24 protein-coding genes are annotated in these 24,316 nt (G+C 70.3%); 10 read left to right on the forward strand and 14 right to left on the reverse strand.

Annotated features, from left to right (window positions below; translation table 11 throughout):
• Together BO64_RS00570 and BO64_RS00575 are read left to right on the forward strand one after the other, a co-directional pair.
• On the forward strand, nucleotides 1–290 hold a 290-nt coding region (locus tag BO64_RS00570), incomplete at its 5' end, for a transposase (RefSeq protein WP_496401322.1).
• Between the two features lie 259 nt (nucleotides 291–549).
• Nucleotides 550–753: a hypothetical protein gene (locus BO64_RS00575; protein WP_496401323.1), complete on the forward strand. Its 204-nt coding sequence runs from the start codon at nucleotides 550–552 to the stop codon at nucleotides 751–753.
• 66 nt (nucleotides 754–819) lie between these two features.
• Here the strand turns inward: BO64_RS00575 and BO64_RS00580 are convergent, their stop codons facing one another.
• Nucleotides 820–1,518, reverse strand: a complete 699-nt coding sequence (locus BO64_RS00580; RefSeq protein ID WP_496401324.1) for a pirin family protein — start codon at nucleotides 1,516–1,518, stop codon at nucleotides 820–822.
• Nucleotides 1,519–1,729: 211 nt separating this feature from the next.
• On the opposite strand from BO64_RS00580, the gene BO64_RS00585 reads away from it, so the two are divergent.
• Nucleotides 1,730–2,365 (forward strand): beta/gamma crystallin-related protein, encoded by a 636-nt coding sequence (locus tag BO64_RS00585; RefSeq protein ID WP_496401325.1) that lies wholly within the window; start codon nucleotides 1,730–1,732, stop codon nucleotides 2,363–2,365.
• A 63-nt stretch (nucleotides 2,366–2,428) separates the two neighbouring features.
• Here the strand turns inward: BO64_RS00585 and BO64_RS00590 are convergent, their stop codons facing one another.
• Nucleotides 2,429–3,343 carry an alpha/beta fold hydrolase gene (locus BO64_RS00590; protein ID WP_496401326.1) on the reverse strand — a complete coding sequence of 305 codons (915 nt, stop codon included), beginning with the start codon at nucleotides 3,341–3,343 and terminating at the stop codon, nucleotides 2,429–2,431.
• Between the two features lie 77 nt (nucleotides 3,344–3,420).
• Nucleotides 3,421–3,606, reverse strand: coding sequence for a hypothetical protein (locus BO64_RS00595; RefSeq protein WP_496401327.1), 186 nt, complete (start codon nucleotides 3,604–3,606; stop codon nucleotides 3,421–3,423).
• Nucleotides 3,607–4,081: 475 nt separating this feature from the next.
• Here BO64_RS00595 and BO64_RS00600 point away from each other — a divergent pair, with 475 nt between their 5' ends.
• Both BO64_RS00600 and BO64_RS00605 read left to right on the forward strand, forming a co-directional pair.
• Nucleotides 4,082–5,050, forward strand: a complete 969-nt coding sequence (locus tag BO64_RS00600; RefSeq protein WP_496401328.1) for a cell wall hydrolase — start codon at nucleotides 4,082–4,084, stop codon at nucleotides 5,048–5,050.
• Between the two features lie 80 nt (nucleotides 5,051–5,130).
• Entirely contained in the window at nucleotides 5,131–5,688 is a 558-nt protein-coding gene (locus BO64_RS00605) for a DUF1003 domain-containing protein (protein ID WP_496401329.1), read from the forward strand.
• Here the strand turns inward: BO64_RS00605 and BO64_RS00610 are convergent.
• On the reverse strand, nucleotides 5,685–6,626 hold the full coding sequence (locus BO64_RS00610; protein WP_496401330.1) for a GlxA family transcriptional regulator: 942 nt from the start codon (nucleotides 6,624–6,626) through the stop codon (nucleotides 5,685–5,687). The two genes, BO64_RS00605 and BO64_RS00610, sit on opposite strands and share 4 nt — an antisense overlap.
• A 92-nt stretch (nucleotides 6,627–6,718) precedes the next feature.
• On the opposite strand from BO64_RS00610, the gene BO64_RS00615 reads away from it, so the two are divergent.
• Nucleotides 6,719–7,405: a DJ-1/PfpI family protein gene (locus BO64_RS00615; protein ID WP_496401331.1), complete on the forward strand. Its 687-nt coding sequence runs from the start codon at nucleotides 6,719–6,721 to the stop codon at nucleotides 7,403–7,405.
• A 23-nt stretch (nucleotides 7,406–7,428) separates the two neighbouring features.
• On the opposite strand, the gene BO64_RS00620 is transcribed toward BO64_RS00615, so the two are convergent.
• A complete protein-coding gene (locus tag BO64_RS00620; protein ID WP_496401332.1) occupies nucleotides 7,429–7,950 on the reverse strand; it encodes a hypothetical protein in 522 nt (173 codons plus the stop codon).
• Between the two features lie 238 nt (nucleotides 7,951–8,188).
• Here BO64_RS00620 and BO64_RS00625 point away from each other — a divergent pair, with 238 nt between their 5' ends.
• Nucleotides 8,189–10,393 carry a S9 family peptidase gene (locus BO64_RS00625; RefSeq protein WP_496401333.1) on the forward strand — a complete coding sequence of 735 codons (2,205 nt, stop codon included), beginning with the start codon at nucleotides 8,189–8,191 and terminating at the stop codon, nucleotides 10,391–10,393.
• 21 nt (nucleotides 10,394–10,414) lie between these two features.
• Here the strand turns inward: BO64_RS00625 and BO64_RS00630 are convergent, their stop codons facing one another.
• Nucleotides 10,415–11,194, reverse strand: coding sequence for a class I SAM-dependent methyltransferase (locus BO64_RS00630; RefSeq protein WP_496401334.1), 780 nt, complete (start codon nucleotides 11,192–11,194; stop codon nucleotides 10,415–10,417).
• A gap of 159 nt (nucleotides 11,195–11,353) precedes the next feature.
• Between BO64_RS00630 and BO64_RS00635 the strand changes: the two genes are divergently transcribed.
• Entirely contained in the window at nucleotides 11,354–11,869 is a 516-nt protein-coding gene (locus BO64_RS00635) for an RcnB family protein (RefSeq protein WP_496401335.1), read from the forward strand.
• 68 nt (nucleotides 11,870–11,937) lie between these two features.
• Here BO64_RS00635 and BO64_RS00640 read toward each other — a convergent pair whose 3' ends face one another.
• Nucleotides 11,938–13,149 carry a cation:proton antiporter domain-containing protein gene (locus BO64_RS00640; protein ID WP_496401336.1) on the reverse strand — a complete coding sequence of 404 codons (1,212 nt, stop codon included), beginning with the start codon at nucleotides 13,147–13,149 and terminating at the stop codon, nucleotides 11,938–11,940.
• 136 nt (nucleotides 13,150–13,285) lie between these two features.
• A complete protein-coding gene (locus BO64_RS00645; protein WP_496401337.1) occupies nucleotides 13,286–13,567 on the reverse strand; it encodes an Hpt domain-containing protein in 282 nt (93 codons plus the stop codon).
• A gap of 73 nt (nucleotides 13,568–13,640) precedes the next feature.
• Here BO64_RS00645 and BO64_RS00650 point away from each other — a divergent pair, with 73 nt between their 5' ends.
• Together BO64_RS00650 and BO64_RS00655 are read left to right on the forward strand one after the other, a co-directional pair.
• On the forward strand, nucleotides 13,641–14,846 hold the full coding sequence (locus BO64_RS00650) for a GAF domain-containing sensor histidine kinase (RefSeq protein ID WP_496401338.1): 1,206 nt from the start codon (nucleotides 13,641–13,643) through the stop codon (nucleotides 14,844–14,846).
• Between the two features lie 165 nt (nucleotides 14,847–15,011).
• Nucleotides 15,012–15,833 carry a hypothetical protein gene (locus tag BO64_RS00655; RefSeq protein WP_496401339.1) on the forward strand — a complete coding sequence of 274 codons (822 nt, stop codon included), beginning with the start codon at nucleotides 15,012–15,014 and terminating at the stop codon, nucleotides 15,831–15,833.
• Between the two features lie 86 nt (nucleotides 15,834–15,919).
• Here BO64_RS00655 and BO64_RS00660 read toward each other — a convergent pair whose 3' ends face one another.
• From BO64_RS00660 to BO64_RS00685, 6 genes are all read right to left on the reverse strand, one after another.
• Nucleotides 15,920–17,377: an amidohydrolase gene (locus BO64_RS00660; RefSeq protein WP_496401340.1), complete on the reverse strand. Its 1,458-nt coding sequence runs from the start codon at nucleotides 17,375–17,377 to the stop codon at nucleotides 15,920–15,922.
• A gap of 127 nt (nucleotides 17,378–17,504) precedes the next feature.
• A complete protein-coding gene (gene metH, locus BO64_RS00665; protein WP_496401341.1) occupies nucleotides 17,505–20,153 on the reverse strand; it encodes a methionine synthase in 2,649 nt (882 codons plus the stop codon).
• A gap of 165 nt (nucleotides 20,154–20,318) precedes the next feature.
• Complete coding sequence (locus tag BO64_RS00670; RefSeq protein ID WP_496401342.1) at nucleotides 20,319–21,380, reverse strand: homocysteine S-methyltransferase family protein; 1,062 nt, start codon at nucleotides 21,378–21,380, stop codon at nucleotides 20,319–20,321.
• Complete coding sequence (metF, locus tag BO64_RS00675; protein ID WP_496401343.1) at nucleotides 21,377–22,297, reverse strand: methylenetetrahydrofolate reductase [NAD(P)H]; 921 nt, start codon at nucleotides 22,295–22,297, stop codon at nucleotides 21,377–21,379. The genes BO64_RS00670 and metF overlap by 4 nt, the downstream gene beginning before the upstream one ends.
• On the reverse strand, nucleotides 22,294–23,265 hold the full coding sequence (locus BO64_RS00680) for an ArsR/SmtB family transcription factor (RefSeq protein WP_496401344.1): 972 nt from the start codon (nucleotides 23,263–23,265) through the stop codon (nucleotides 22,294–22,296). The genes metF and BO64_RS00680 overlap by 4 nt, the downstream gene beginning before the upstream one ends.
• A gap of 55 nt (nucleotides 23,266–23,320) precedes the next feature.
• A complete protein-coding gene (locus tag BO64_RS00685; protein ID WP_496401345.1) occupies nucleotides 23,321–24,250 on the reverse strand; it encodes a 2-hydroxyacid dehydrogenase in 930 nt (309 codons plus the stop codon).
• Nucleotides 24,251–24,316 lie beyond the last annotated feature (66 nt).

The following is a 24,316-nucleotide window of genomic DNA, read 5'->3' on the forward strand; positions in this document are numbered from 1 at the left end:
CCGCTCAGGCGCTGGTGGCCGATCGCGGCTACGACGCCCAAGCCGTCATCGACCTCGTCCGCGCCCGCGGCGGCTGCGCCCACATCCCCACCCAGAAGGATCGCAAGGTCCAGCGCTCCGTCGAGCCGGCGATCTACCGCCAGCGCAATCAGGTCGAACGCTTCTTCTGCAAGCTCAAGCACTTCAGGCGGATCGCAACGCGCTTCGACAAGCTCGCCAGGAACTTCCTCGCCGCCGTCCTGCTCGCCTCAACCCGCCTGTGGCTCAGAGCTTATGAGTCCACGACCTAGGCCCTCGCGGGGGCGCGGCCCGCCCCCGGCCTTCTCCCGCCCTGACGACGCGCCGCCCGGGCCGAAACGCCCGTCGGTTTCGCGCGCCCGCGCTGAACACCTCGGGCACGCACGGCGAAGCTTTCAGTATTAATACTCCGTAATATTCTTAAATCCGCGTCATTACCTCGTATTCACGGGAGTTCTGACCACCCCGGAAGTATTCGCTCCTTCGTCGACGGACGCAACGCCCGCCGCGCACCGCAAAGAGGGAACGATCATGTACAAGCCCACCTTCGCCAGCCGCATCTCCGGCATCGCCACGCTCGCCCTCGCGGCCCTGCCTATGGCCGCCCTGTCCACCGCCGCCCAGGCCGCGCCTCAGGCCGCCCCCCTGGCCACCCCGGCCACCGCCTCGCAAGGCCTCGACCACCTCACCTCCCAGGGCGAGCCTGCCCTCCCCCGGGCCTACGCCGTCCGCTGACCCCCCAACACTGGCGGATGTGCGGAATCGGGCCCGCGGCACGCCCTACCGCGGGCCCGAAACTTGTCAGGCCGCCTCGACCAGCACGACCTCGGCGTCGTCCAGCGCCTTGACCGTCAGGACGGCTTCGTCGCGGATCGCGGCCCCGTCCCGGGCATCCAGTCGGACGCCGTTGACTTCCACGGACCCGACCGCCGGCACCAGATAGACGTACCGCCCCTCGCCCACGGCGTATTGGGTCGTCTCCCCGGCCTTCAGCGTGGCGCCCGCCACCCGCGCATCGGCGCGGATCGGCAGGGCCTCCTCATCGCCGGCCAGGCCGCTCGCCAGGGTGACGAACTTCCCGGCCCGGTCGCCCTTGGGGAAGGGCCTGGAGCCCCAGGCGGGCTCGCCGCCCCGGGCCCGCGGCAGGATCCAGATCTGGAACAGCGTCGTGACGCCCGGTTCGAGGTTATATTCCGCATGGCGGATGCCCGTGCCGGCGCTCATCACCTGCACGTCGCCGGCCTCGGTGCGCCCCCGGTTGCCCAGGCTGTCCTGGTGGGTCACCGCCCCCTGCCGCACATAGGTGACGATCTCCATGTCGGCGTGCGGATGCGGCGGGAAGCCGGACTGCGGGGCGATCTCGTCGTCGTTCCACACGCGGATCGGGCCCCAGCCCATCCGGGCCGGGTCGTAGTAGTTGGCGAACGAAAAGTGATGGCGGGCCTTGAGCCAGCCGTGGTCGGCGCCGCCGAGGGCGGCGAAGGGCCTGCGTTCGATCATCGTGATCTCTCCTGGGGCGGCGCCGGTTGAGCGCGCCGCCGCTGTCGTAGGTCAAGATAGTTCATCCATTTCAGCGACAAATGCGCACGCGAGGAGAAGATCGTTGCCCGTCTGGAAATTCTTGAGTCGCCGGAGCCCGCGTCGCCCGACCGCCTTCAGCCGGTGTTCATCCCGGCCCGCCTCTGCTACGGCCAAGCTTCAGGAGGCTCACATGACCAAGACCATGGCTCTGATCGCGGGCGTTGCGGCGGCCCTGGCCTGCGCCGGAACGGCGACCGCCCAGCGCGGCCCTTCCGCGCCGTCCATCACACTGTACGAAGGGCGCAACTATCAGGGCCGCTCGATCACCCTCACCGGCGTCACCCCCGACCTCGGCGCCTGGCGCTTCAACGACAAGGCCCAGAGCGCCCGCATCAGCGGCGCCTGGCGGCTGTGCGAGCATGACGATTTCCGCGGCCGCTGCCAGGAGATCCGCGCCGACGTGCCCGACCTCACCCAGTACGGCCTGATGGCCCAGGTCTCGTCGCTGGAGCCCGTGGGCGGCGGCCGGCCCGGCCCCGGCGGTCCCGGCGGCGCACCGCCGCGTCCGGGCGACAACTGGGGCCCGCCCGGCGGCGACGCCCGCGGCGTGGACGGGACCCGCACGGTCTTCTTCGCCCGCCCCGCCGTCCGCGGGGTCGACGTGGCCGCCGGCAAGACCGGCGCCGACGCGTACTGCCGCCGCCAGGGCCTGGGCCCGGCGGTCTGGTACGACTCGAGCGAAAAGGCCAACCGGGCGATCGCCCCGGACGGCCAGATCATCGGCCGCTCCACGGTCCTGCGCGACCTGCTCTGCGCCCGCCGCTAGGTTCGTAAGCCAAAGGCCCCCGCGCGCCGGGGGCCTTTCCTTTTCCGGCGCTGGGACTGCCCCTCAGGGCCGCGCCGCCAACCAGTCGCGGATCGCGCGGTTCACCTGATCCCTGGCGTCGTGCTGCACGAAGTGAGCGGCCGCGGGGAACATCACCAGGGTGGTGTCGGCGTCCACATGGTCCCAGGTCCCGCCGTGGCCGGCGGCGTTGAGGGCCGTGTCCTTCATACCGTGGATCACCAGGGTCGGCGCCTTCACCCGCAGGCCCTCCGGCGCCGGCGGGGCGGCCGCCTCGCCCGTCCCCCGGGGATAGTTCGCGCGGTAGTAGTTGAGCATGGCGGTGAAGTCCGACCGCCGGAAGGCCTCCACATAGCCGGCCTTTTCCGCCGGATCCTTCACCCAGCCCGCCAGACCCTCGGCGGTGAGGGTTTTCTCGAAGCCCGACTGCTGGAAGTTGCGGGCGTACTGGCTGTTCTTCTGCTGGGCCTCGTTGGTCGCCATCTCCCGGGCGAAGCCCGCCGGATGCGGCACACCCAGGATCACCAGCCGCCGCACGAGGTCCGGCCGGTTGATGGCCACCTGCCAGGCGATGGCCGCGCCCCAGTCATGGCCCACTACCACTGCATCCTTGCGGCCCTCGGCGCCGATCACCGCAGCCACGTCGCCGATCAGGTTCGGCATGGCGTAGGCGGCCTCGCCCTCGGGCTTGTCCGAGAGGTTGTAGCCCCGCAGGTCCACGGCGGCGGTGCGCCAGCCGGCCGCGTTCAGCTCGGCCATCAACGGCTTCCAGGTGGCCCAGTAGTCGGGGAAGCCGTGCAGCAGCACGACCAGCGGGGCGTCCGTCGCCGCGGGTCCATCTACAACATAATGGAGCCTCACCCCGCCGTTCGTGGCGGTGCGATCCTGCGGCGCGGCCATGGCCGGCGCCGCGGCGCCCAGCGTCAGCGCCGCGGCGAGCGCCATCAGCGTGCGGATCATCAACTCCTCCCCGGATTGTTTTACGGCGCAGGCTATCACGCCGACCGGCGAGGGCGATCCCCGTTCTGTGAGGCGGCCTAGCGATCGTCGACTTTGCCGGCCGCCGTGCCCACGGCCGCGCCCGCCGCGGCGCCTACCGGGCCGCCCACGACCGCCCCGGCCACAGCGCCGGTTGCGGCCTTCTGCTCGGTGCTGTGCCCGCAGGCCGACAGCATCAGGGCCGCGCCGGCGGCGACGCCGATCAGCGAAATCATCTTGGTCATGGCGGATCTCCTTCGGGGTGCGTTGCCGGAAACACCCTCGCCGCCCACCGGTTCCGCTCAAGCTTAGACTTGGCGCTAAAGATCGTCCGGCCACATTTATAGATAAGGCGGGAATGTGGAGCAGTATATCTCGTCATGAACATTGATTATTCCCAGTTCCCGCAAGTGGCCCGCCCTTTGCCATAAGCTTGCGTCAGTGGTTCATATCGGAACAGCCCGGGGTGCGACCGTCAGTCCTATGCTGCGATGCAAAAATGACTTGCGCGGGCGACGGAGTTCCTTCATACATCCTTCACCATTTGCCGTCGCCTAGCCCCACTTGCGGATCCGGGGTCAGGCCTGCCGGCGGGCGCTGCCAGCAAGAGCAGGAGCGACCGCGGCGACAAACGTCGGGGGGCCTCTAGACGCCCTCGCGGTCAGGGAACCGAGAGTCTTGAAATTTGGAACGCAGGCAGGCGCCGATTGGCGCGTGCTGATGAGCGCCGCCTTGATTGGCTCAGGCGTCGGCCTGAGCCTTGGCGCAGCCTATCTTGCCGGGGGCATGGCCCAGCACGCCGCGGAGCACAGCCGCGTGGCGCGCATCGCCGAGGCCGCCGCGGGCGGCTATTCCGACGCCGTGCTGCAGGACGAAGCCGCCCTGCGCCTTACTCAGCAGTCCACCCAACAACCGGCCGGTGCCTTTGTTCCCGGCTCGTCGCGGCAGCTCGCCGCCCTCAACGATCGGCTGCAGGCCAAGGGCGACCAGGCCCCCGCCTCGGCCCAGCGCGACCTCGAATGCCTGACCCAGGCGATCTATTACGAAGCCCGCGGTGAAAGCCGTCAGGGCCAGTTCGCTGTGGCCCAGGTGGTGATGAACCGGGTGAAGCACCCGGCCTTCCCGCAGACGGTCTGCGGCGTGGTCTATCAGGGCGCCGGCAAGCGCAAGGGCTGCCAGTTCAGCTTCGCCTGCGACGGCTCCATGCGCCAGGGCCGCGAGGCCCAGGCCTGGAACGAGGCCCGCAAGGTCGCCTCCCGTGTGCTCGCGGGCGCCGCCGTCGCCGACATCGGCTCGGCGACCCACTTCCACACCACCGGCGTCGCCCCGGCCTGGGGCGCCCAGATGCGCCGCGTCGCCCAGGTGGGCGTCCACGTCTTCTACAAGTTCGGCCCCCGGGGCGTGATCCAGGCCCCCGAGGTCGCCCCCGCGGTGCTCACCGCCGGCCTGCCCGAGAAGCCCATCGAGTACCGGCTGACCAAGACCGTGAACATCGAGGCCGGCGAGGAGACCGCGGACGCCACTCCGCTCCACCCGGCTCCGGCCCATATCGCCCCGCACGCCGCCCCGGCGGCCGCCGGCGCCGGCCGCCCCGCCGTGGATATCAAGCCGGCCCCGACCCACTCCGCCAAGGGCGCGGACTCGGCTGTCCTGAAGGCCACCCCGGCCTCGGCCGCGGCCGCCTCCTGAGGCTTCCCGGCCAACGCTTGCGGGCGGACGTGAGTCCGCCCGATGCTGCCGCCGACCCTTTCCGCGCGAGGCCGGCGACCATGTCCAAAGATACCCGTCAGCAGCTGGCCCGGGAGCTGCTGGGCTGTGAATACGAGCAGCTCACCCCGATCCAGCGCAGCGTCATCGACCTGGTGGCCACCGAGGCGCCCACCTTCGCTAGTCCCGAACTCAACCTCGACGCCCGCACGCCAGGCCAGAAGCTGGCCGACAGGGTGGCCGCCATCGGCGGCTCCTGGGGCTTCATCATCGGCTTCGCCGTCTGCCTCGCCCTCTGGATGGGCTGGAACGCCTGGGGCAAGTCGCTGGGTCTAGCCTTCGACCCCTACCCCTTCATCTTCCTCAACCTGATGCTGTCCACCCTGGCGGCGGTGCAGGCTCCGATCATCATGATGAGCCAGAACCGGGCGGCCGAGCGCGACCGCAAGGCCGCCGAGCAGGACTATATCGTCAACCTCCGGGCCGAGCTTGAGATCATGCACCTGCACGACAAGCTCGACGCCTTCCGCCGGCAAGAGCTGATCGAGGTCGTCCGCCGCCAGAACGAGGCCCTGCGGATTCTGCGCAAGCTGCACGCAACGCCCGCGGGAAAGGCCTAGGCCCGCGCCGCGCGCCTGAGGGCCTGGGGCGGCTGGCCGAAGGCCCGCAGGAAGGCCCGGCGCATCCGCTCGGGATCGCCGAAGCCCGATATCTCCGCCACCCGGTCGATGGGCAGCCGCCCGGCCTCCACCTCGGTCCGCGCCGCTTCCAGGCGCAGCCGCTCCACCGCCTTGGCCGGGGTCGTCCCGGTCTCGGCCGCAAAGGCCCGGGCGAAGTTGCGCGGGCTCATGGCCGCCCGGTCCGCCAGTTCCTCCACCGTCAGGGGCCGGGAGAGGTTGGCCCGCATCCAGTCCATCAGCTCCGCGAACCGCCCGGTCCGGCCGCCCAGGTCGAGGAGCGCCGAGAACTGCGACTGACCGCCCGGCCGGCGCTGATGCACCACCAGTTGCTGGGCCGTGCGCCGGGCGACCTCCAGCCCCAGGTCCTCCTCGATCACCGCCAGGGCCAGGTCTATGCCCGCGGTGATCCCCGCCGAGGTCCAGACGTTCCCGTCGCGCACGAAGATCCGGTCCGCGTCCAGCTTCACCTTCGGATAGCGCCGGGCGAAGTCGTCGGTGCGGCCCCAGTGGGTGGTGGCCCGCCGCCCGTTCAGCAGCCCGGCCTCCGCCAGCAGATAGGCCCCCGAACAGATGCTGGTCACCCGCCGGGCCCGGGGCGCCACGGCCTTCAGCCAGGCGACGATGGCGGCCAGCTGGCCCAGGGCCCGGGTGCCGTCGCCACCGGAGATCACCAGGGTGTCGTGCGGCCCCGCGTCCAGATCCTCCGCGGCCATGGGCGCGCCCGACGAGCTGGTCACCAGGCCGCCGCCCGGCGCCAGAACCCTGAGCTCATAGGCCCCGGGGCGCAGGCGGGCGGCGATCTCGAACGCCGCCAGAGGGCCGGCGGCGTCCAGGATCTGGAAGCCCGGAAAGATCACGACGGCGACCTGTCGGCCCATGCGGTTATGTCCGGATCAGTGGGATTAATGGCATTTCTGCCAGACGGTGCCCCGACTAGGGTGCAGGCGTCAACCAACCGGAGCGTCCCTCCATGGCCAGCCTCAGCATCGTGATCGCCCTCTATCCCGGGGTGACCCACCTGGACTTCACCGCCCCGCATCAGGTCCTCAGCCGCACGCCCGACGCGGAGGTGATCGTCGCGTCCCTGGGCGGCCGGGACATGGTCGCCGACGGCCTCGCCTTCACGGGGCTCGCCGACCTCGCCGCCATCCCCGCCTGCGACGTCCTGCTGGTTCCGGGCGGCTTCGGCTGCACCGAGGCCATGCTGGACGAGGCGTTCATGGCCGAGATCCGCCGGTTGGGCGGCCAGGCCCGCTATCTCACCAGCGTCTGCACCGGCTCGCTGATCCTGGCCGCCGCGGGCTTCCTGACCGGCCGCCGGGCCGCCTGCCATTGGGCCTGGCGCGACCTGCTGATTCCGTTTGGGGTGACCGTGTCCGACGCCCGCGTCGAGCGCGACGGCAATGTCATCACCGGCGGAGGGGTCACAGCGGGACTCGACTTCGCCTTCACCCTGCTCGCCGAACTCGCCGGCCGCGACTACGCCGAGGCCGTGCAGCTGGGCCTGGAATACGCCCCCGACCCGCCGTTCGTCGCCGGACGGCCCGAGCTCGCCCGGCCCGAAGTGCTGGCCCAGGTCAAGGCCCTCATGGCCGCCCACACCGACCACCGCGCCCGCCAGGCCGCCGAGGCCGCCGCCCGGCTGACCCCCGCCTAGAGGACTGGTCGAGGACCAGGACCCTACCGGCTGACCGTGATGGCGTATCCATTGGCCGCGGCCGTATGCGCCACGTCGGTCACGGCGTTGGTGCTGGCCTGGTTGATCACCACCCCCGCAGACCCCGGCCGGGCGCCGCCCCTGGCGAAGGTCCCGCCCTTGACCATCAGGGCGAGATCGACGACGCCGCCGTTCTGGGTGATCGCCAGCCGGCCGGCCGCCCCCGCCGCGCCCACCACATGGCTCAGCGTCACGTCGGAGAGCGTCCCCGCCATGTCGCCGGCCAGGGCGTAGTCCATCCGCGAGGCGACGCTGTTGACGGTCAGGTTCGCGGTCGGGTCGCCCGCCGTCGCGCCGAAGTCGTGGACCGCCGCGCCGCCCTCGACCCGGTCGGCGGGCCCCGAGATGCTGGTCACTGCGCCCCCCGCGCCGATCGAGGCGTTGGCGCGGATGCTGTCGGCGAGGGCGGGGGCGGCGACGGCGATCGAAGCCGCCAGGGCCGGCCCGGCGAACAGTCGCCGCCGGGGATGCGATCTGACACTCATGGGCGGCGGCTCCCTTTGCTCACGCCCTGACGCCGGAGGGGCGCGGACACAGGTGGCGGACTGACCGATCAGGAGAATCCCGGCCAGTCTCAAGGCGGCGAGACGTCGCGCGCCGCACTCGCTTCCGGAGCCGCGTCCCCGCCGCGACCATTCGCCTCGTTCGCGCAGGGGCCGTTGGCGAGGGCGCTGGCGCCGGTTCCGGGTTGCGGTCGGGCCGCTTCACGGCTTCAACAGCAGGATGAAGCTTATCCTCGCCGCGCTCGCGGCCGCCGCCATCGCCGGGACCGCCATGGCCGACCAGCTCCCGCCGAAGAGAATCTTCGAAAGCCCCGACCTCAACGGCCCCCGCGCCCGGGGCGTGAAGCTGTCCCCCGACGGCCGCTCGGTGACCTACATCAAGGTCCGCGCCGACGACCTCACCGTCACCGACCTTTGGGTGGCGGACGTGGCCGGCGGCGAGCCGCGCCTGCTGATCGACGGCAAGAAGCTCGCCCCCGACGCCCGCGAACTCTCCGAGGCCGAGAAGGCCCGCCGCGAACGGGCCGGCGTCGCCACCCGCGGGGTGGTGGACTACGCCTGGGACGACCAGGGCAAGCTGATCCTCGCCCCGGTAGAAGGCGACCTCTACCTCTATGACATCGCCGCCGATCAGGTGCGCCAGCTCACCCGCACCCCGGGAGACGAGATTGACGCGCGCATCAGCCCCCGGGGCCGCTACGTCTCCTACGTCCGCGACGACAACCTCTACATCACCCCCGTGGACGGCGGCCCCGAGCGCGCCCTCACCGAGGGCGGGACCGAGCTGAAGAGCTGGGGCACGGCCGAGTTCATCGCCCAGGAGGAGATGGACCGCCACACCGGCTATTGGTGGAGTCCCGACGAGGCCCGCATCGCCATCGCCCATGTGGACCAGACCGGCGTCGACGTGGTGGACCGCCCCGAGGTCGAAGGCACGGGCGCCAAGGTGGTGGCCCAGCGCTATCCCCGGGTCGGCCGACCCAACGCCGTGGTCGAGCTTTATGTCCAAGACCTGGCCTCGGGCGCCCGGGTGAAGGTGGACCTTGGCCCCGATCCCGACATCTATCTGGGCCGCGTCCACTGGTCGAAGGACGGCCGCACCCTCTACGTCCAGCGCCAGAGCCGCGACCAGCGCCGCCTGGACCTGATCGCCGTCGATCCCGCCACCGGCAAGGGTCGGGTGATCCTCACCGAGACCAGCCCGCACTGGGTGGACCTCACTGACGACTTCCGCCCCCTGTCGGACGGAACCTTCCTCTGGTCGTCAGAGAAGAGCGGCTTCCGCCACCTTTATCTGCACGACGCCAGCGGCAAGGCGATCCGCCAGCTCACGCGCGGCGACTGGCCGGTGGCCGAGCTCCTGGGCGTGGACGAGGCCCGGGGCGTGGCCATTTTCAGCGCCAACAAGGACGTCCCCGTCGAGCGCCGCATCTACGAGGTCTCCTACCGCCGCCCCGCCGAGCCCCGCGCCCTCACCCCGGCCGGCGGCTGGTGGAGCGCCGAAGTGGCCCGCACCGGCGGCGCCTTCGTCGGGACCTATGAGGATCCCCGGACCCCGCCCCAGACCGCCCTCTACCGCGCCGACGGGACCCGGGTGCGCTGGATCGAGGAAAACCGCCTCGCCGAGGGCCATCCGTTCTGGCCCTACCTCGGCCGCCTGCGCACGCCTGAGTACGGGACCATCCCCGCCGCCGACGGCAGCCCGCTCTGGTACTCCCTGCGCACCCCGCCGGGCTTCGATCCGGCGAAGAAATATCCGGTGATCGTCCAGGTCTATGGCGGCCCCGGCAGCGCCCGAGTCTCCAAGACCTGGCAGAGCCCCGAGGACCAGATCCTCCTCGACGCCGGCTACATCCTCTTCAAGCTCGACAACCGCGGCACGCCGAACCGCTCGGTGGCCTTCAAGACCGCCATTGACCGCCGCCTCGGCCAGCTCGAGGTGGACGACCAGATCGCCGGGGCGAAGTTCCTCCAGAGCCTGCCCTATGTGGACGCCGACCGCATCGGCGTCACCGGCTGGTCCTACGGCGGCTACATGACCCTGCTGCTGCTCACCGCCCCGGACAGCCCCTTCAAGGCCGGGGGCTCGGGCGCCCCGGTCACTGACTGGACGCTCTACGACACCCACTATACCGAGCGCTTCATGGGCACGCCCCGGGACAACCCCAGGGGCTACGAGGCCTCCGAGGTGGTCCGCCGCCTCGACCGCCTGCAGCCCGGCAGCCTGCTGCTGGTCCACGGCATGGCCGACGACAACGTCACCTTCGACCATTCCACCCGGGTGATGTTCGAGCTCCAGGCCCGGGGCGTGGCCTTCGAGACCATGGTCTATCCGGGCCTGCGCCATCGCGGCGGCTGGACGCCCATGAACCGTCTCCACCGCGCCCTGCAGACCCTCGACTTCTTCGATCGCAAGCTGAAGTAGCCCGCTCGGCGGGGCTGAGCCCTACGGCCTGCGGAACTTCATGACGAACTGGTCGGTCTTGCCGCGGATCGAGGGGTCGAAGACGCTGGCGGCGTGAGGGTCGGCGGCGTCGCGCAGCAGCGGGCTTTCGGCGACGAACTGGAAGCCCGCCGCCTCCACCTCCTGCCGAACGATGGCGGGCTCGATGCGGTGCACCTTCTGGGCCGCCTCCAGCCCCGCCCCCGGCGCGGCCACATGGTCGACGATCACATAGTGCCCGCCGGGCTTCAGCGACCTGAAGATCTCGGCGTTCACCTTCCCCGCCCAGTCCTTGGGGAACGCCGAAAGGTGCAGGTCGTGGTAGTTCTGGACCGTGAGCACCAGATCCAGCCCGTCGGGCAAGTCGAGGGCGCCCAGGCTCTCGCGGCTGGCGGTGACGTTGCCATAGGAGCCGGCCACTTGGTCCAGGCTCTCACCATAGCTCGCCTGGAACTTGATGAACTCATCCGGCTGATAGGCGTGGACCCGGCCCTCAGGCCCCACCGCCGCCGACAGGATGCGGGTGAAGTAGCCGCCCCCCATGATGAAATCGGCCACCTGCTGCCCGGGCTTCACCTCGGCGAAGGCCAGCAGTTCGCCGGGCTTGCGGGGGCCGTCGCGGGCCACGTCGGCGGCAGGGCGTCCCGGATCGGCCAGTGCGGCGGCGATGTGGGCAGGCGTCGCGGGGGTCTGGGCCAGCGCCGCTCCCGCCAGGGCCCCGCCGCCCAACAGCAGCGCCGCTGCGGCGGCTCCGATCCAGCGGGCCTTCAGACTGCGTTCCATGGGCGAGAACCTCCCTTCGCCGGTTGCTAGCCGCCAGCGTAACACCGGTTTTCGCCCGCTTCGAACCTGAACCAATCCTGACCTTGGGGGTTCAAGCGGCGTTCAGTCGGGAGGCCTACATTGCAGTCCTCCTCGGGGTTGAACCGAAAGGACCAAGGTATGAAAAAGTATGTGCTTGTCGCCGCGGCCGTCCTGACCGCCGCCGGCCCCATCGCCACCGCCACCACGGCTGCGGCTCAACCCCGCGAAGTGCGTCAGGAGATGCGCGACGTTCGTCAGGTGGAGCGCAAGGCCGCCCGCGACGGCGTGGTGACCCCCTCCGAGCGCCGTCAGATCGCCCGCGAACGCCAGGACGTGCGTCAGGCCCAGGCCCGCTACGACCGCCGCCGCGCCGACAGCTGGCGCGGCCGCCCCGAGTGGCGCGACTATCGCGGCGCCCGGGCGGGCTACTGGTACGCCCCTGGCTACGGCTACAGGCCGTACACCCGCGGCTACACCTGGCGTAAGGGCGCCTACGTGCCCCGGGCCTACCGCAGCTACTATGTGCAGGACTACGGCTACTACGGCCTGCGCGCCCCGCCGCCCGGCCACCGCTGGGTCTATGCCGACGGCAACTTCGTGCTGATGGCCGTCGCCACCGGCCTGATCGCCCAGGTGATCGCCAACGGCTGGTAAGCCTTGGCAGGACCTCCCGACAGGTCTTGGAGAGCCCCCGGGAAACCGGGGGCTCTTTATTTGCGGCCTTACGCGGGCTGCGGCTCGGTCGGCGGCTTGCCGCTCAGCCGGTCGGCCAGCTTGAAGACGAAGGGATTGGCCACGATCGAAATCAGCGCCCCGGCCAGGATCAGGTCGTGAACGCTGCGGCTCATGATGTCGAGCTTCAGCCCGACCCCGGCCAGGATGAACGAGAATTCGCCGATCTGGGCGAGGCTCGCGGCGATCAGCAGGCTGGGCGTGCGCTCGAGCCTGAAGAGGCTGGTGATGGCCAGGGCGGCCACCGACTTGCCGGCCACGATGATCGCCACCACCGCCACTACCGCCGCCGGCTGCTCCAGCAGCACCCGCGGGTCGAACAGCATCCCCACCGAGACGAAGAACAGCACCGCGAAGGCGTCGCGCAGCGGCAGCGCCCGCTCGGCGGCGTTGTGGCCCAGCGGCGTGCCGTTCAGCACCACCCCGGCGATGAAGGCGCCCAGCGCGAACGAGGCGCCGAACACCGCATAGGCCAGGTAGGCGATGCCCAGCGAGATCGACAGCACGCCCAGGGTGAACAGCTCCCGCGAGCGGGTGTGGGCGATCCGCACCAGCACCCAGGGCAGCACCCGCGCGCCCACCACCAGCATGAAGGCCACGAAGATCACCACCGAGAGCAGGGTGCCGCCGATGGTCATGGCCACCTGCCCCCAGTCGGTCGCGCCGCCCGACTGAGCGCCCGCCACCGCCAGCAGCGGGACCAACACCAGGGCGATGACCATCACCAGGTCCTCGACGATCAGCCAGCCGACGGCGATCTTGCCAGTCTGGGTCTTGATCTCCTTGCGCTCCTCCAGGGCCCGCAGCAGCACCACCGTCGAGGCCACCGACAGGGAAAAGCCCATCAGCGCGGCCTCGGCGTCGCCCAGGCCCATCAGCCGCCCCACGCCCCAGCCGAGAACCGTGGCCACGATGATCTGAACCAGCGCCCCGGGCAGGGCGATCTTGCGCACCGCCAGCAGGTCCCGGGGCGAGAAGTGCAGGCCCACCCCGAACATCAGGAGGATGACGCCGATCTCGGCCAGCTGCTGCGCCAGGCCCGTGTCCGCCACCCAGCCGGGGGTGAACGGCCCCACCACGACCCCCGCCAGCAGATAGCCCACCAGGGGCGACAGCTTGAACCGCAGGGCGATCATGCCCAGGACAAAGGCCAGCACGAAGCCGCCCACGAGCATGAGGATCAAGCTGTCGTCGTGCGGCATCGGCTCTCCTTGTTGTGCGTCCCTTGGAGGTGCAGGCCGAAGCCCGGCAGGTCAAGAGCGGCGTTCTGGAAAGTCCCCCGCCGACCAGGCCTAAACGGGTCATGGTGAAGGTAAGCCGCGAGCCCGCGCCCAGGTTTCAACTCGCCGGCGGCGGCAGGACCTCGAGGGCGGCCGTCAGGGCCGCCAGGTCCGGGGTTTCGCCCGCCCGCAGAGCGTCCTCCACCGCTGCGGCCGCCTCGGTCACCTCGGGATGGCCGAATACGCCCCCCGAACCCGCCAGCTTGTGGGCCCGCGCCAGCAGCTCGTCGGCCGGCGCCCCGCCGCTGCCGCGAATCCAGGCGAGGTCGTCCGCTGCGCGGGCAAGGAAGCGCTGGCGCAGCGCCATCAGGGGATTTGCGGAGGAGTCGGAGGACGTCATGTCGCGCTATCTTGCCGGGTCACGTCATGTCTAGCATGACGCCCCCTTCGTCGCCCCTATGCAGGAACCCGCCTTGAGCCCGTCCGAGACCGCACGCCTGGCGGCGCTGCATGAATACGACGTGCTCGACACCCCGTCGGAGGCGGCCTTCGACCGCATAACCCAGCTCGCCGCCGAGCTGTTCGACGCGCCCATGGCCTTGGTCACCCTCATCGACGCCGAGCGCCAGTGGATGAAATCCGCCTATGGCCTGACGCCCCGGGAAACCCGGCGTGAGGACGCCTTCTGCAACCACACCATCCGCTCCGACGAGGTGCTGGTGGTGCCCGACGCCACCGCGGACCCGCGTTTCCGGGACAGCGCCCTCGTCACCACCGACCCCAAGATCCGCTTCTACGTCGGCGCCCCGCTCACCAGCCCGGACGGCCAGCGGCTCGGGGCCCTCTGCGTCCTCGACCAGCGCCCCCGCCCCGCCCCCAGCGCCCAGGACCAGCATCGTCTGTCGGTGCTCGCCGCCGCCGTGGTCAGCGAGATGAACCTGCGCCTGGCCACCCGCCGTCTTGATCTGGCCCGCCGCCAGGCCGAGGCCTTCGCCGAGGCGCGATCCGAGTTCCTGGCCAATATGAGCCACGAGCTGCGCACCCCGCTCACCAGCATCATCGGCTACGCCGGCATTCTCGCCGCCTCGACCAACCTTCCCGAGCGCGAGCGCCAGTTCGCCGGCAAGATCAACGGCGCGAGCCAGGCCCTGCTGGCCATGGTCAACGATGTCCTCGACCTCGCGCGGCTCGATTCCGACCCCGAGGACGAGCCCCACGGTCCCACCGATGTCGGCGAGGTGGCCCGTGGGGTCCTCGACCTGGTCGCCGAACAGGCCCGCGCCAAGGGCCTGGAGCTGCGCTTCTACGCCCCCTCGCGCCTTCCCCACGTCCGCGCCCCTGTCCCCCGCCTGCGGCAGGTGCTGCTGAACCTCCTTTCCAACGCCGTGAAGTTCACCGAGTCCGGCCATGTGGCGGTCAGCGTCGAGGTGGTGGACGGCCGCCTCGCCGTCCATGTGGCCGACACCGGCATCGGCATCGCCGCTGATCGGCTGGATGTGGTCTTCGAGCGTTTCGTCCAGGCCGACTCCACCGTGGCCAAGCGGTTCGGCGGCGTGGGCCTCGGCCTGACCATCGCCCGGCGCCTGGCCGAGCGCATGGCCGGTAAGCTGTCGGTGAAGAGCGAGCTTGGCCGCGGCAGCGTCTTCACCCTCTCCCTGCCGGTGGAAGCGGCGGCCTGAACCGGCCGTAGGAGCCGCTCACCCGTCCCAGGGGGCTCCCGGCGACCACCCCCTCACCTGCTCTGCGGGAGCTCCCCTAAAGGGGAGCATTGCTCATCCCCCGTTCATCCGCCCTGCGCTCAAATCCGCCTGCAACGCCCCCGCGTGTCAGCCGGAGCCCGCCAAGTGCGTCACGTGACCAGGAACCTCGCCGCCGCGGCCGCCCTTGCCGCGGGCGGCGCCCCTGCGGCCCTTGAGGCCGCCATCCCGGCTGGCTTGCCCTGGGTGGTGCAGCCGGCCGATGCAGCCTGCCGCACCCAGCTTGAACTGGCCGCACGGTCGGGCGCGGTGACGCCCGTCACCTTGATCTCCGACGGGCGGGTGGTCAGCCTGACCTTCGCCAAGGCCGACCTGCCCGAACGCGCCTTCCTGCCCATTCGCATCGACCGCGTCCGCTATTCCAACCTGGTGCTGCGCCAGCCGGACGGCGTCACCGGCGAACTGTTCCTGTCCGAGGAGGCCGAGGCGGCCCTGCGCAAGGGCGCGGTCCTCGACATCGCCTGGCTGGCCGAGGAGCCGGTGTCCGTCTCCCTGTCGGGCTCCGATCAGGGGCTCGCCGACCTGCGGGTCTGCGGCGCCCAGATCGCCGCCCAGGCCAGGGCCCGGGCGGCCGCCGAGGCCGAGGCCAAGGCCCGGGCCGAGGAGGAAACCCGCCGCGAAGCCGTCGTCGAGGCCCAGCTCGAGGCCGCCCGCGCCCAAGCCGCTGCCGCCGAGGCCCAGCGTCGCCGCGTGGAGGAGGAAGCGGAGCGCCAGCGCCGCCTGGAGGCCGAACAGCGCGAACGGCTCTACGCCGAGGCTCGCCAGCGCGCCTATGACGAGGAAGCGGCCGCTCGCCGTCGCGCCTGGGAGGAGGAGCAGTCCGGCTACTACCGCGCGCCCCAGCCGCGCTATCCGACCTATCCCCAGCCCACCTATCCGCAGACCACCTATCCCTACCGGCCCTGGTAGCCCCCCGAGCCGGACCGAGGAGCGCCCCACAAACGAAGAAGGCGCCGCTCGCGCGGCGCCTTCCCGAAAGGTCTTGACCCGATCGCCTACTTGCCGCCGGCCTTCGCCCGGTAGTCCAGCGGCGGCGGGCGGTCGCCCACCATCGCCTCGTAGCGGAAGTCCGGGCCGCGCTTGGCGGCGAGCTCGGCCTTGGCCTTCTCGATGGCCGCCGGATCGCGAAACAGGGCCGCGCCGGTCAGGGCCAGGGACTTGGCCGCCACCACGCCGCCCTTGATGGCCATGGACGTGCCGCCCGCCGCCACCGCCTGCCACGAGTGGGCCGGGGTGCCGGGCACCCAGGTGGCCGCCCGCATGCCCACGGTGGGCGTCACCCAGCTCACGTCGGCCACGTCAGTGGAGCCGCCGCCGTCCCCGCCGATGGTCATGGGCTGCACCTCGGCCGCGCTCTCCAGCCGGGCGTTGCTGACCGGGAGCTGCTTCTGCATGGCCTCGGCGAAGGCCCGCTCCTCTGCGTTCCAGACCACCCCGCCCACGTCGCGCAGGTTCTCGTCCATGATCCGGGCCAGGGTCTCGTTGGGCAGCATGTTGTAGACGCCGCCCGTCTGCTCGAAGGTGACCTTGGTCTCGGTGGCCATGGCCGCGCCCTCGGCGGCCTTCTTCACCCGGGCCATCACGTCACGCACCACCTGCGGGTCGCGGTGCCGGACGTAGTAATAGACCTCGGCCTTCTCGGGCACGACGTTCGGAGCGCTGCCGCCATCGGTGATGACGTAGTGAATGCGCGTCCCGTCCGGCACGTGCTCGCGCAGCATGTTCACGGCGTCGTTCATCACCTCCACCCCGTCCAGGGCCGAGCGGCCCCGCCAGGGGGCGGACGAAGCGTGAGCCGAGGCGCCGGTGAAGCGGAACTTGCCGCTGATGTTGGCCAGGCTGACGCCCTGGCTCGCGTCATTGGCGTCGCCGGCGTGCCAGTGCAGGGTGGCGTCCACGTCGTTGAACAGGCCCGCGCGCACCAGATAGACCTTGCCCGAGCCGCCCTCCTCGGCGGGCGAACCATAGACTCGGACCTCGCCCTTCACGCCATTGGCGACCATCCATTCCTTCAGGCTGATGGCGGCCTGCACCGAGGCGGCGCCGAAGATGTGGTGGCCGCAGGCGTGGCCGGCGATCCCGTCCACCGGCTTGCGCTCCGGCGTCGCCGCCTGGGCCAAGCCCGGCAGGGCGTCATACTCGGCCAGGATGCCGATCACCGGCCCCTCGCCCGTCTTGAAACTGGCGACGAAGGCGGTGGGCATGCCCGCCACGCCCGCCTCTACCTTGAACCCGGCCTTCTTCAGCTCGGCCTGCAGCAGGGCCGAGCTTTTGTGTTCCTGGTAGCCGACCTCGGCGTAGTTCCAGATCTGCAGGGCCACCTGGCCGAGGCGCGAAGAGGCCTTGTCGACGCTGGCCTTGATCGCCGTCCGGTCCCCGGCCGACAGCGGCTCGGCGTTCGCCGCCCCCGCCAGGCTCATCGCCGCCACAGCCGCCAGAAGAAGCCGCTTCATCAAACACCCCCAACATCAGCAAACAGAGGCGTAAGTCGTAGCAGGCGGTTTTCGGACGCCAAACCCCGTCCGGCGCGACACCGCGCCCCAGGGCCTGAGCAGCGCCGAAGGCCGGAAGGCGCGGGCGTTACACCGGGTCGTAGTTGAGAATCGGGGCCAGCCAGCGCTCCGCCGTGCGCAGGTCCCAGCCCTTGCGGCGGGCGTAGTCCTCCACCTGGTCCCGCTCGATCCGGCCGACGCCGAAATAGTGGCTCTCCGGATGGGCGAAGTAGAGGCCCGAGACCGCCGCCGGCGGGGTCATGGCGAAGCTCTCGGTCAACTCGATCCCGGCCGCCTCGGTGGCGCCGAGCAGCCGGAACAGCGTCGCCTTCTCGGTGTGGTCGGGCTGGGCCGGATAGCCGGGCGCCGGGCGGATGCCGCGGTACTGCTCGGCGATCAGGGCGTCCACGTCGAACGGCTCGTCCGGAGCATAGCCCCACAGCTCGGTGCGCACCTTGCGGTGCATGGCCTCGGCGAAGGCCTCCGCCAGGCGGTCGGCAAGGGCCGTGAACAGGATGGCCGAATAGTCGTCGCCGGCGTCCTTGAAGGCCTTGGCCTGGGCCAGCTCCCCGTGGCCGGCGGTCACCGCAAAGCCCCCCAGATAGTCGGGCTTGGTCCCCACCGGGGCGATGAAGTCGGCCAGGGCCGCATTGGCCCCATCGCCCGACTTGATCATCTGCTGGCGCAGGGTGTGCAGCCGGGCCAGTTCCGTGGTCCGGGTCTCGTCGGTGTAGAGGACGATGTCGTCGCCGTCGGCGTTGGCCGGCCAGAAGCCCACCACGCCCCGGGCCTCCAGCAGGCCCTCCTGGATGATGCGGTCCAGCATCCGCTGGGCGTCGTTGTAGAGGTCCGTGGCGGCCTTGCCGACCACGTCGTCCGACAGGATGTCCGGGAAGCGGCCCACCAGTTCCCAGCTCGCGAAGAACGGCGTCCAGTCGATGTGCCGGCGCAGCTCGGGCAGGTCGTAGGGGGCGAAGGTCCGCACGCCCAGGAAGCTGGGCCTGGGCGGATCATAGGCGCCCCAGTCGGGGCTGAAGGCGTTGTCCCGGGCCTCCTTGAGGCTCGCCCGGGCGCGGGTCCCCTGGCCGCGGGCGAACTGCTCGCGCACCCGCTCGTACTCCGCCGCCGTCTCGGCCAGGAACTTCGCCTTCTCCGTCGGCGAGAGGAGGTTCGAGACCACCCCCACCGCCCGGGAGGCGTCCAGCACATAGGTGGTCGAGCCGGACGGATAGCGCGGCGCGATCTTCACCGCCGTGTGGGTCTTGGACGTGGTCGCCCCACCGATCAGCAGCGGGATCTTGAAGCCGCGCCGCTCCATCTCCGACGCCACGAACGCCATCTCGTCCAGGCTCGGCGTGATCAGGCCCGACAGGCCCACGATGTCGGCCCCGCAGGCCTCCGCCTCGTCCAGGATTCGGTCCGCCGGCGCCATGACCCCGAGGTCCACGACCTCGTAATTGTTACACTGCAACACCACGCCGACGATGTTTTTTCCGATGTCGTGCACATCGCCCTTCACCGTGGCCATCAGGACCTTGCCCGCGGACTCCCGCGGCTTGCCCTCCTTCTCGGCCTCCATGAACGGCATCAGATAGGCCACGGCCTGCTTCATCACCCGGGCGGACTTCACCACCTGCGGCAGGAACATCTTCCCGGCCCCGAACAGGTCGCCCACCACATTCATCCCGGCCATCAGCGGCCCTTCGATGACCTGCAGCGGCCGCTCGGCCCTCTGCCGCGCCTCCTCGGTGTCGGCCTCAATGAATTCGGTGATGCCGTGGACCAGGGCGTGCGTCAGACGCGCCTCCACCGGCTGGTCGCGCCAAGCCAGGTCGACGACCTTCGCCGCCCCCTTCTGGCCCTTGTACTTCGGCGCCAGCTCCACCAGCACCTCGGTCGGCGACTGGCCGTCCGCGCGCTTGCGGTTGAGGATCACGTCCTCGACCGCCTCCCGCAACTCGGGCTCGATGTCGTCATAGACCGGCAGGTCGCCGGCGTTGACGATGCCCATGTCCATGCCCGCGGCGATGGCGTGGTACAGGAACACCGAGTGGATCGCCCGCCGCACCGGCTCGTTGCCGCGGAACGAGAAGCTGACGTTGGAGACGCCCCCCGACACCCGCGCGTGCGGCAGGGTCTGTTTGATCCGGCGCGTCGCCTCGATGAAGTCGACGGCGTAGTTGTCGTGCTCCTCGATCCCCGTCGCCACGGCGAAGATGTTGGGATCGAAGATGATGTCCTCGGGCGGAAAGCCCACCTGCTCGGTCAGGATGCGGTAAGCCCGGGTGCAGATCTCCACCTTGCGATCGGCAGTGTCGGCCTGCCCGGCCTCATCGAAGGCCATGACCACCACCGCCGCGCCATAGCGCAGGCAGGCGCGGGCCTGTTCGATGAACTTGGCCTCGCCTTCCTTGAGGCTGATCGAATTGACGATGGACTTGCCCTGCACGCACTGCAGGCCGGCTTCGATCACCTCCCACTTGGAGCTGTCGATCATCACCGGCACCCGGGCGATGTCCGGTTCCGCCGCCAGGAGGTTGAGGAACGTCCGCATGGCCGCGACCGAGTCCAGCAGGCCCTCGTCCATGTTCACGTCGATGACCTGGGCGCCGGCCTCGACCTGCTGGCGCGCCACCGATAGCGCCTCGGCGTAGTCGCCATCGGCGATCAGCTTGCGGAATTTGGCCGAGCCGGTGACGTTCGTCCGCTCGCCGACATTCACGAAGATGGGGCGCATTTCCGCTTCTACTTCAGACTGCTGTCCAGCCTCGGCGCAGCCGCGGCCAGGAACCCATGGGACACCGGATGGCGGTGGGACACTTGCAAACGCCGCCTCGCCATCTCCCGGGGCGGCGTGCGTCTGCCTCCGGCCTGTAACCGAAGGCAAGGCGCAGGGATGGGGTCAGGCCAGTTCGAACGGCTCCAGGCCGGCCAGCCGCATGGCCTTCGGCCGCTCAGGAACCTGCCTCGGCTTGACGCCCTTCACGGCCTCGGCCACGTGCCGGATGTGTTCGGGCGTGGTCCCGCAGCAGCCCCCCAGGATGTTGACCAGGCCGTCCTTGGCCCAGTCATGCAGCATGTGGCCCGTCTGGTGAGGCTGCTCGTCGTACTCGCCCATGGCGTTAGGCAGGCCGGCGTTGGGATAGGCGCTGACCAGGGTGTCGGCGATCCGCGCAAGCTCGGCGATATGCGGCCGCATCAGTTCGGCGCCGAGGGCGCAGTTCAGGCCCACGGCGAAGGGCTTGGCATGGCGCACGGAGTTCCAGAAAGCCTCGACGGTCTGACCGGAGAGCGTGCGGCCCGAACGGTCAGTGATGGTCCCTGAAATCCAGATCGGCAGCGGTTCGTAGCCCTCATCCTCCAGATCCAGGATCGCCTTAATCGCCGCCTTGCAGTTCAGGGTGTCGGTGATGGTTTCCACCAGGAACAGGTCCACCCCGCCCTCGTGCAGCGCCCGCACCTGCTCGGCATACGCTGTATAGACCTGTTCGAAGGTGACCTTTCGCGCGCCGGGGTCGTTCACGTCCGAGCTCATGGACAGCATCACCGGCAAAGGCCCGATGGACCCGGCCACGAACCGCGGCTTGTGCGGCTCCTTGGCGGTCCAGGCGTCGGCCCGGGCCCGAGCCAGCCGCGCGCCTTCAAGGTTGATGTCGCGGACCGCCGCTTCCATGCCGTACTCGGCTTGCGCGATGGACGTCGCCGAGAAGGTGTTGGTCTCCGAGATATCCGCACCGGCCGCGTAGTAGGCGTCGTGCAGTTCCGAGATGATGTCAGGACGGGTGAGACACAGCAGGTCATTGTTGCCCCGCAGCTCGCCAGGCGCGTCCCTGAACCGCTCGCCCCGGTAGTCCGCCTCGGCCAGGCCGCGCTTCTGGATCATCACGCCCCAGGAGCCGTCCAGGATCAGCACCCGCTCCTTGGTGGCCGCCTTCAACGCCGCGATACGCTCCTGCCTTGTCATGCCGCCGCTTCCTTGGGCTCGGGTCCAGTCTCGCGCACGCCCAGGACCCGGCAGATGGCGTAGGTCAGGTCGGCGCGGTTCAGGGTGTAGAAGTGGAAGTCGCTGAAGCCCTCCTCGGCGAGCCGGGCGCACATCTCGCTGGCCACCGAGGCGGCGATCAGCCGCCGGGTCTCCGGGTCCTTGTCCAGACCCTCGAACAAATTGCCCAACCAGGCTGGGAGCTCGATGCCAATGGGGCCGGCCATCTTCTTCAGGCCCGCGAAGTTGGTCACCGGCATGATCCCGGGCGAGATCGGAATGGTCACCCCCGCCTTGCGCACCCGGTCCATGAACCGGAGGAAGCCGTCCACGTCGAAGAAGAACTGGGTGATGGCCCGGGTGGCCCCGGCGTCGATCTTGGCCTTCAGAACATCTATGTCGTGGTCGACGCCGCTGCTCTCGGGGTGGACCTGCGGATAGAGGCCGACGCTGACCTCGAAATCGCCGATCGCCCGGATGCCGGCGGTAAGTTCCGTGGCGTTGCGGTAGCCATCCGGCCGCGGCGTATAGGCGCCGCCGATCTGGCCGGGCGGATCGCCGCGAAGGGCCACGATATGACGGATGCCCGAGGCCCAGTAGTCGCGGATCACCTCGTCCACCTCGGCCCGGCTGGCCTCAACACAGGTGAGGTGCGCGGCGGGCTTCAGGGTGGTCTCGGCCAGCATCCGCAGCACCGTGCGGTGCGTCCGGTCACGCGTCGACCCACCCGCGCCATAGGTCACCGAGACGAACGACGGGGCGAGCGGCTCCAGGCGACGGATGGCCTCCCACAGCCGCGCCTCTGCTTCCGGCGTCTTGGGCGGGGAAAACTCGAACGACACATTCGGGCGCGGCGTCCCACCAACGCCGGCGCGCGCGACAGGTCCTAGGGCGGTCATGCGGCGCTCCTCTGCCGGGCGGCGGTCCGCTCGGCGGTCCAGATCTTCACGGTAAGGCCTTCGCCACGCTCGGGCGGCAGGGCATGGACATCCACCGGCTCCAGGCCGGCCTCGCCCAGCCAGCGGTCCATCTCGGCGTCCGAGAACCCCAGCCGCCGGTGCTGATGCTGCTCGCGCAGGAACTCAAGGGCGTGCGGGGCGAAGTCGACGATCAGCAGCCGACCGCCCGGTGCGGTGATGCGGGCCGCCTCCTTCACGGCTGCGGCCGGATCGCCGAGGTAATGCAGCACCTGATGCACGACCACCAGATCGGCGCTCTTGTCGGGCAGGCGTGTGCCGAAAATGTCGCCGTGCCGCAGTTCGCAGCGCTCCAGGCCCGCCTGGTTCACCTGCGCCCGGGCGATGTTCAGCATCTGCTGCGACAGGTCCAACCCCAGGGCCTGATCGGCGCGCGGGCCGAGCAGCGTCAGCATACGGCCCGCCCCGGTGCCCAAGTCCACCAGCCGGCGGAAAGGCCCCGGGCCCGCGGCGCGAAGGATCGCCGACTCCACGTCTGCTTCGGCCACGTAGAGGGAGCGGATCTCGTCCCACCGCGCGGCGTTGCGGGCGAAATAGGCGTCGGCTTCGGCCGCCCGTTCAGCCTGCACCGCCAAGAGACGTTCGGCGTCGCGGAACAGCGCTGGATCGGCAGGATCGATCCGCCTGAGGACCTCGGTCGCAAGTTCCCCGGCATGTCCGCCTTGGACAAGGCGGTAGAACACCCACGCTCCGTCAGGAAATCTTTCCACCAGCCCGGCTTCAGCCAGAAGCTTCAGGTGACGTGAAACCCGTGGCTGACTCTGGTCGAGCACCCGGCACAGCTCGAGCACCGCCAGTTCTTCGCGAGCCAGAAGCGCAAGGATCCGCAGGCGCGTCGGCTCGCCCGCCGCGCGCAACACATCTACAGCCTGTGCCGCCGAAAGCTCCATGGCGCGACATAAAGATATCTTTATGTCTTTAAGTCAAGCCGTTCCGCAGCGCGTTTTAGGCGTCAACTGGGCTCGCCACCGGCTGGCCAGAGAGAAACAGTCGCACGTTCTCCACCGCCTGCGCCACCATGCGCGGAATGGAGTCCACCGTGCCCCCGGCGGTGTGGGGCGTGAGCACCGTGTTCGGGACATCCGCCCAGCGGGCCGCCGGCGTCGGCTCTTCCTCAAAGACGTCCAGGGCGGCGCGGCCGAGACGCCCGTCCTTCAACGCCGCGATCAAGGCGTCCTCGTCGATGACCGAGCCGCGCGCCACATTCACGATCAGCCCCTTCGGGCCCACGGCCTCAATGACCTCCCGCGAAACGGCCTTGCGATTGGAAGCGTCGGCCCGACAGGCCACCACCAGCACGTCGCTGTCCTGCGCCAGCGCCAACAGGCTTTCGGCCCGTGGCCAGCGGGCGGGCTTCGGGTTCGGTCCCCACCATGCCACCTGCATGCCGCAGGCCTCGGCGCGCACCGCCACCGCCTCGCCGATGGCGCCGAGCCCCATCACGCCCAGCCGGCGGCCCTTCAGCCCAGGGGGCGGGCGCAACCGCGGATCATCCCGCCAGCCGCCTTCGCGCACCACGGCGTCGCCGGCCACGATCTTGCGCCAGGACGCCAGCATGAGCCCGAGGGCATGGTCGGCCACGTCGTCGGCGTTCAACCCCTTGGCGTGGGTCACCTCGATGCCGCGCGCCCGGCACCAGGGCACGTCGACGCCGTCGTAGCCCACGCTTACGCAGGCGATCAGTCCCAACTGCGGAAAGCTCGTGAGGAAGTCCGGCGTCAGCGGAATTTCCCCCGCGTGCACGATTGCCCGGGTGGCCTGCCGCTCGGCCTCGGTGAGCGTCCAACGCTCGGCCACCCGCAAGCCGGCGGCCTCCAGCGGACGGCGTACGCCGGCCAGCATCTCGTGCGACAGCATCACCACGGACTCGGACATCGGACCTCCTGTCAGGAGTCTCTGATGCCAGAGAGGCCCGCCCGCGCCTAGCTCGCCCGAGTTCGC

It is taken from the genome of Phenylobacterium composti DSM 19425, from assembly GCF_059568645.1.

Bases quoted from the DNA above. Each gene is read 5' to 3' on its own strand.
- BO64_RS00590 (WP_496401326.1), bottom strand. From the start codon at position 3,343: ATGATCCGCACGCTGATGGCGCTCGCCGCGGCGCTGACGCTGGGCGCC.
- BO64_RS00635 (WP_496401335.1), top strand. From the start codon at position 11,354: ATGAAAAAGTATGTGCTTGTCGCCGCGGCCGTCCTGACCGCCGCCGGC.
- BO64_RS00625 (WP_496401333.1), top strand. From the start codon at position 8,189: ATGAAGCTTATCCTCGCCGCGCTCGCGGCCGCCGCCATCGCCGGGACC.
- BO64_RS00685 (WP_496401345.1), bottom strand. From the start codon at position 24,250: ATGTCCGAGTCCGTGGTGATGCTGTCGCACGAGATGCTGGCCGGCGTA.
- BO64_RS00615 (WP_496401331.1), top strand. From the start codon at position 6,719: ATGGCCAGCCTCAGCATCGTGATCGCCCTCTATCCCGGGGTGACCCAC.
- BO64_RS00670 (WP_496401342.1), bottom strand. From the start codon at position 21,380: ATGACAAGGCAGGAGCGTATCGCGGCGTTGAAGGCGGCCACCAAGGAG.
- BO64_RS00600 (WP_496401328.1), top strand. From the start codon at position 4,082: ATGAGCGCCGCCTTGATTGGCTCAGGCGTCGGCCTGAGCCTTGGCGCA.
- BO64_RS00575 (WP_496401323.1), top strand. From the start codon at position 550: ATGTACAAGCCCACCTTCGCCAGCCGCATCTCCGGCATCGCCACGCTC.
- BO64_RS00680 (WP_496401344.1), bottom strand. From the start codon at position 23,265: ATGGAGCTTTCGGCGGCACAGGCTGTAGATGTGTTGCGCGCGGCGGGC.
- metF (WP_496401343.1), bottom strand. From the start codon at position 22,297: ATGACCGCCCTAGGACCTGTCGCGCGCGCCGGCGTTGGTGGGACGCCG.
- BO64_RS00640 (WP_496401336.1), bottom strand. From the start codon at position 13,149: ATGCCGCACGACGACAGCTTGATCCTCATGCTCGTGGGCGGCTTCGTG.
- BO64_RS00610 (WP_496401330.1), bottom strand. From the start codon at position 6,626: ATGGGCCGACAGGTCGCCGTCGTGATCTTTCCGGGCTTCCAGATCCTG.
- BO64_RS00630 (WP_496401334.1), bottom strand. From the start codon at position 11,194: ATGGAACGCAGTCTGAAGGCCCGCTGGATCGGAGCCGCCGCAGCGGCG.
- metH (WP_496401341.1), bottom strand. From the start codon at position 20,153: ATGCGCCCCATCTTCGTGAATGTCGGCGAGCGGACGAACGTCACCGGC.
- BO64_RS00645 (WP_496401337.1), bottom strand. From the start codon at position 13,567: ATGACGTCCTCCGACTCCTCCGCAAATCCCCTGATGGCGCTGCGCCAG.
- BO64_RS00595 (WP_496401327.1), bottom strand. From the start codon at position 3,606: ATGACCAAGATGATTTCGCTGATCGGCGTCGCCGCCGGCGCGGCCCTG.
- BO64_RS00580 (WP_496401324.1), bottom strand. From the start codon at position 1,518: ATGATCGAACGCAGGCCCTTCGCCGCCCTCGGCGGCGCCGACCACGGC.
- BO64_RS00660 (WP_496401340.1), bottom strand. From the start codon at position 17,377: ATGAAGCGGCTTCTTCTGGCGGCTGTGGCGGCGATGAGCCTGGCGGGG.
- BO64_RS00620 (WP_496401332.1), bottom strand. From the start codon at position 7,950: ATGAGTGTCAGATCGCATCCCCGGCGGCGACTGTTCGCCGGGCCGGCC.
- BO64_RS00585 (WP_496401325.1), top strand. From the start codon at position 1,730: ATGACCAAGACCATGGCTCTGATCGCGGGCGTTGCGGCGGCCCTGGCC.
- BO64_RS00605 (WP_496401329.1), top strand. From the start codon at position 5,131: ATGTCCAAAGATACCCGTCAGCAGCTGGCCCGGGAGCTGCTGGGCTGT.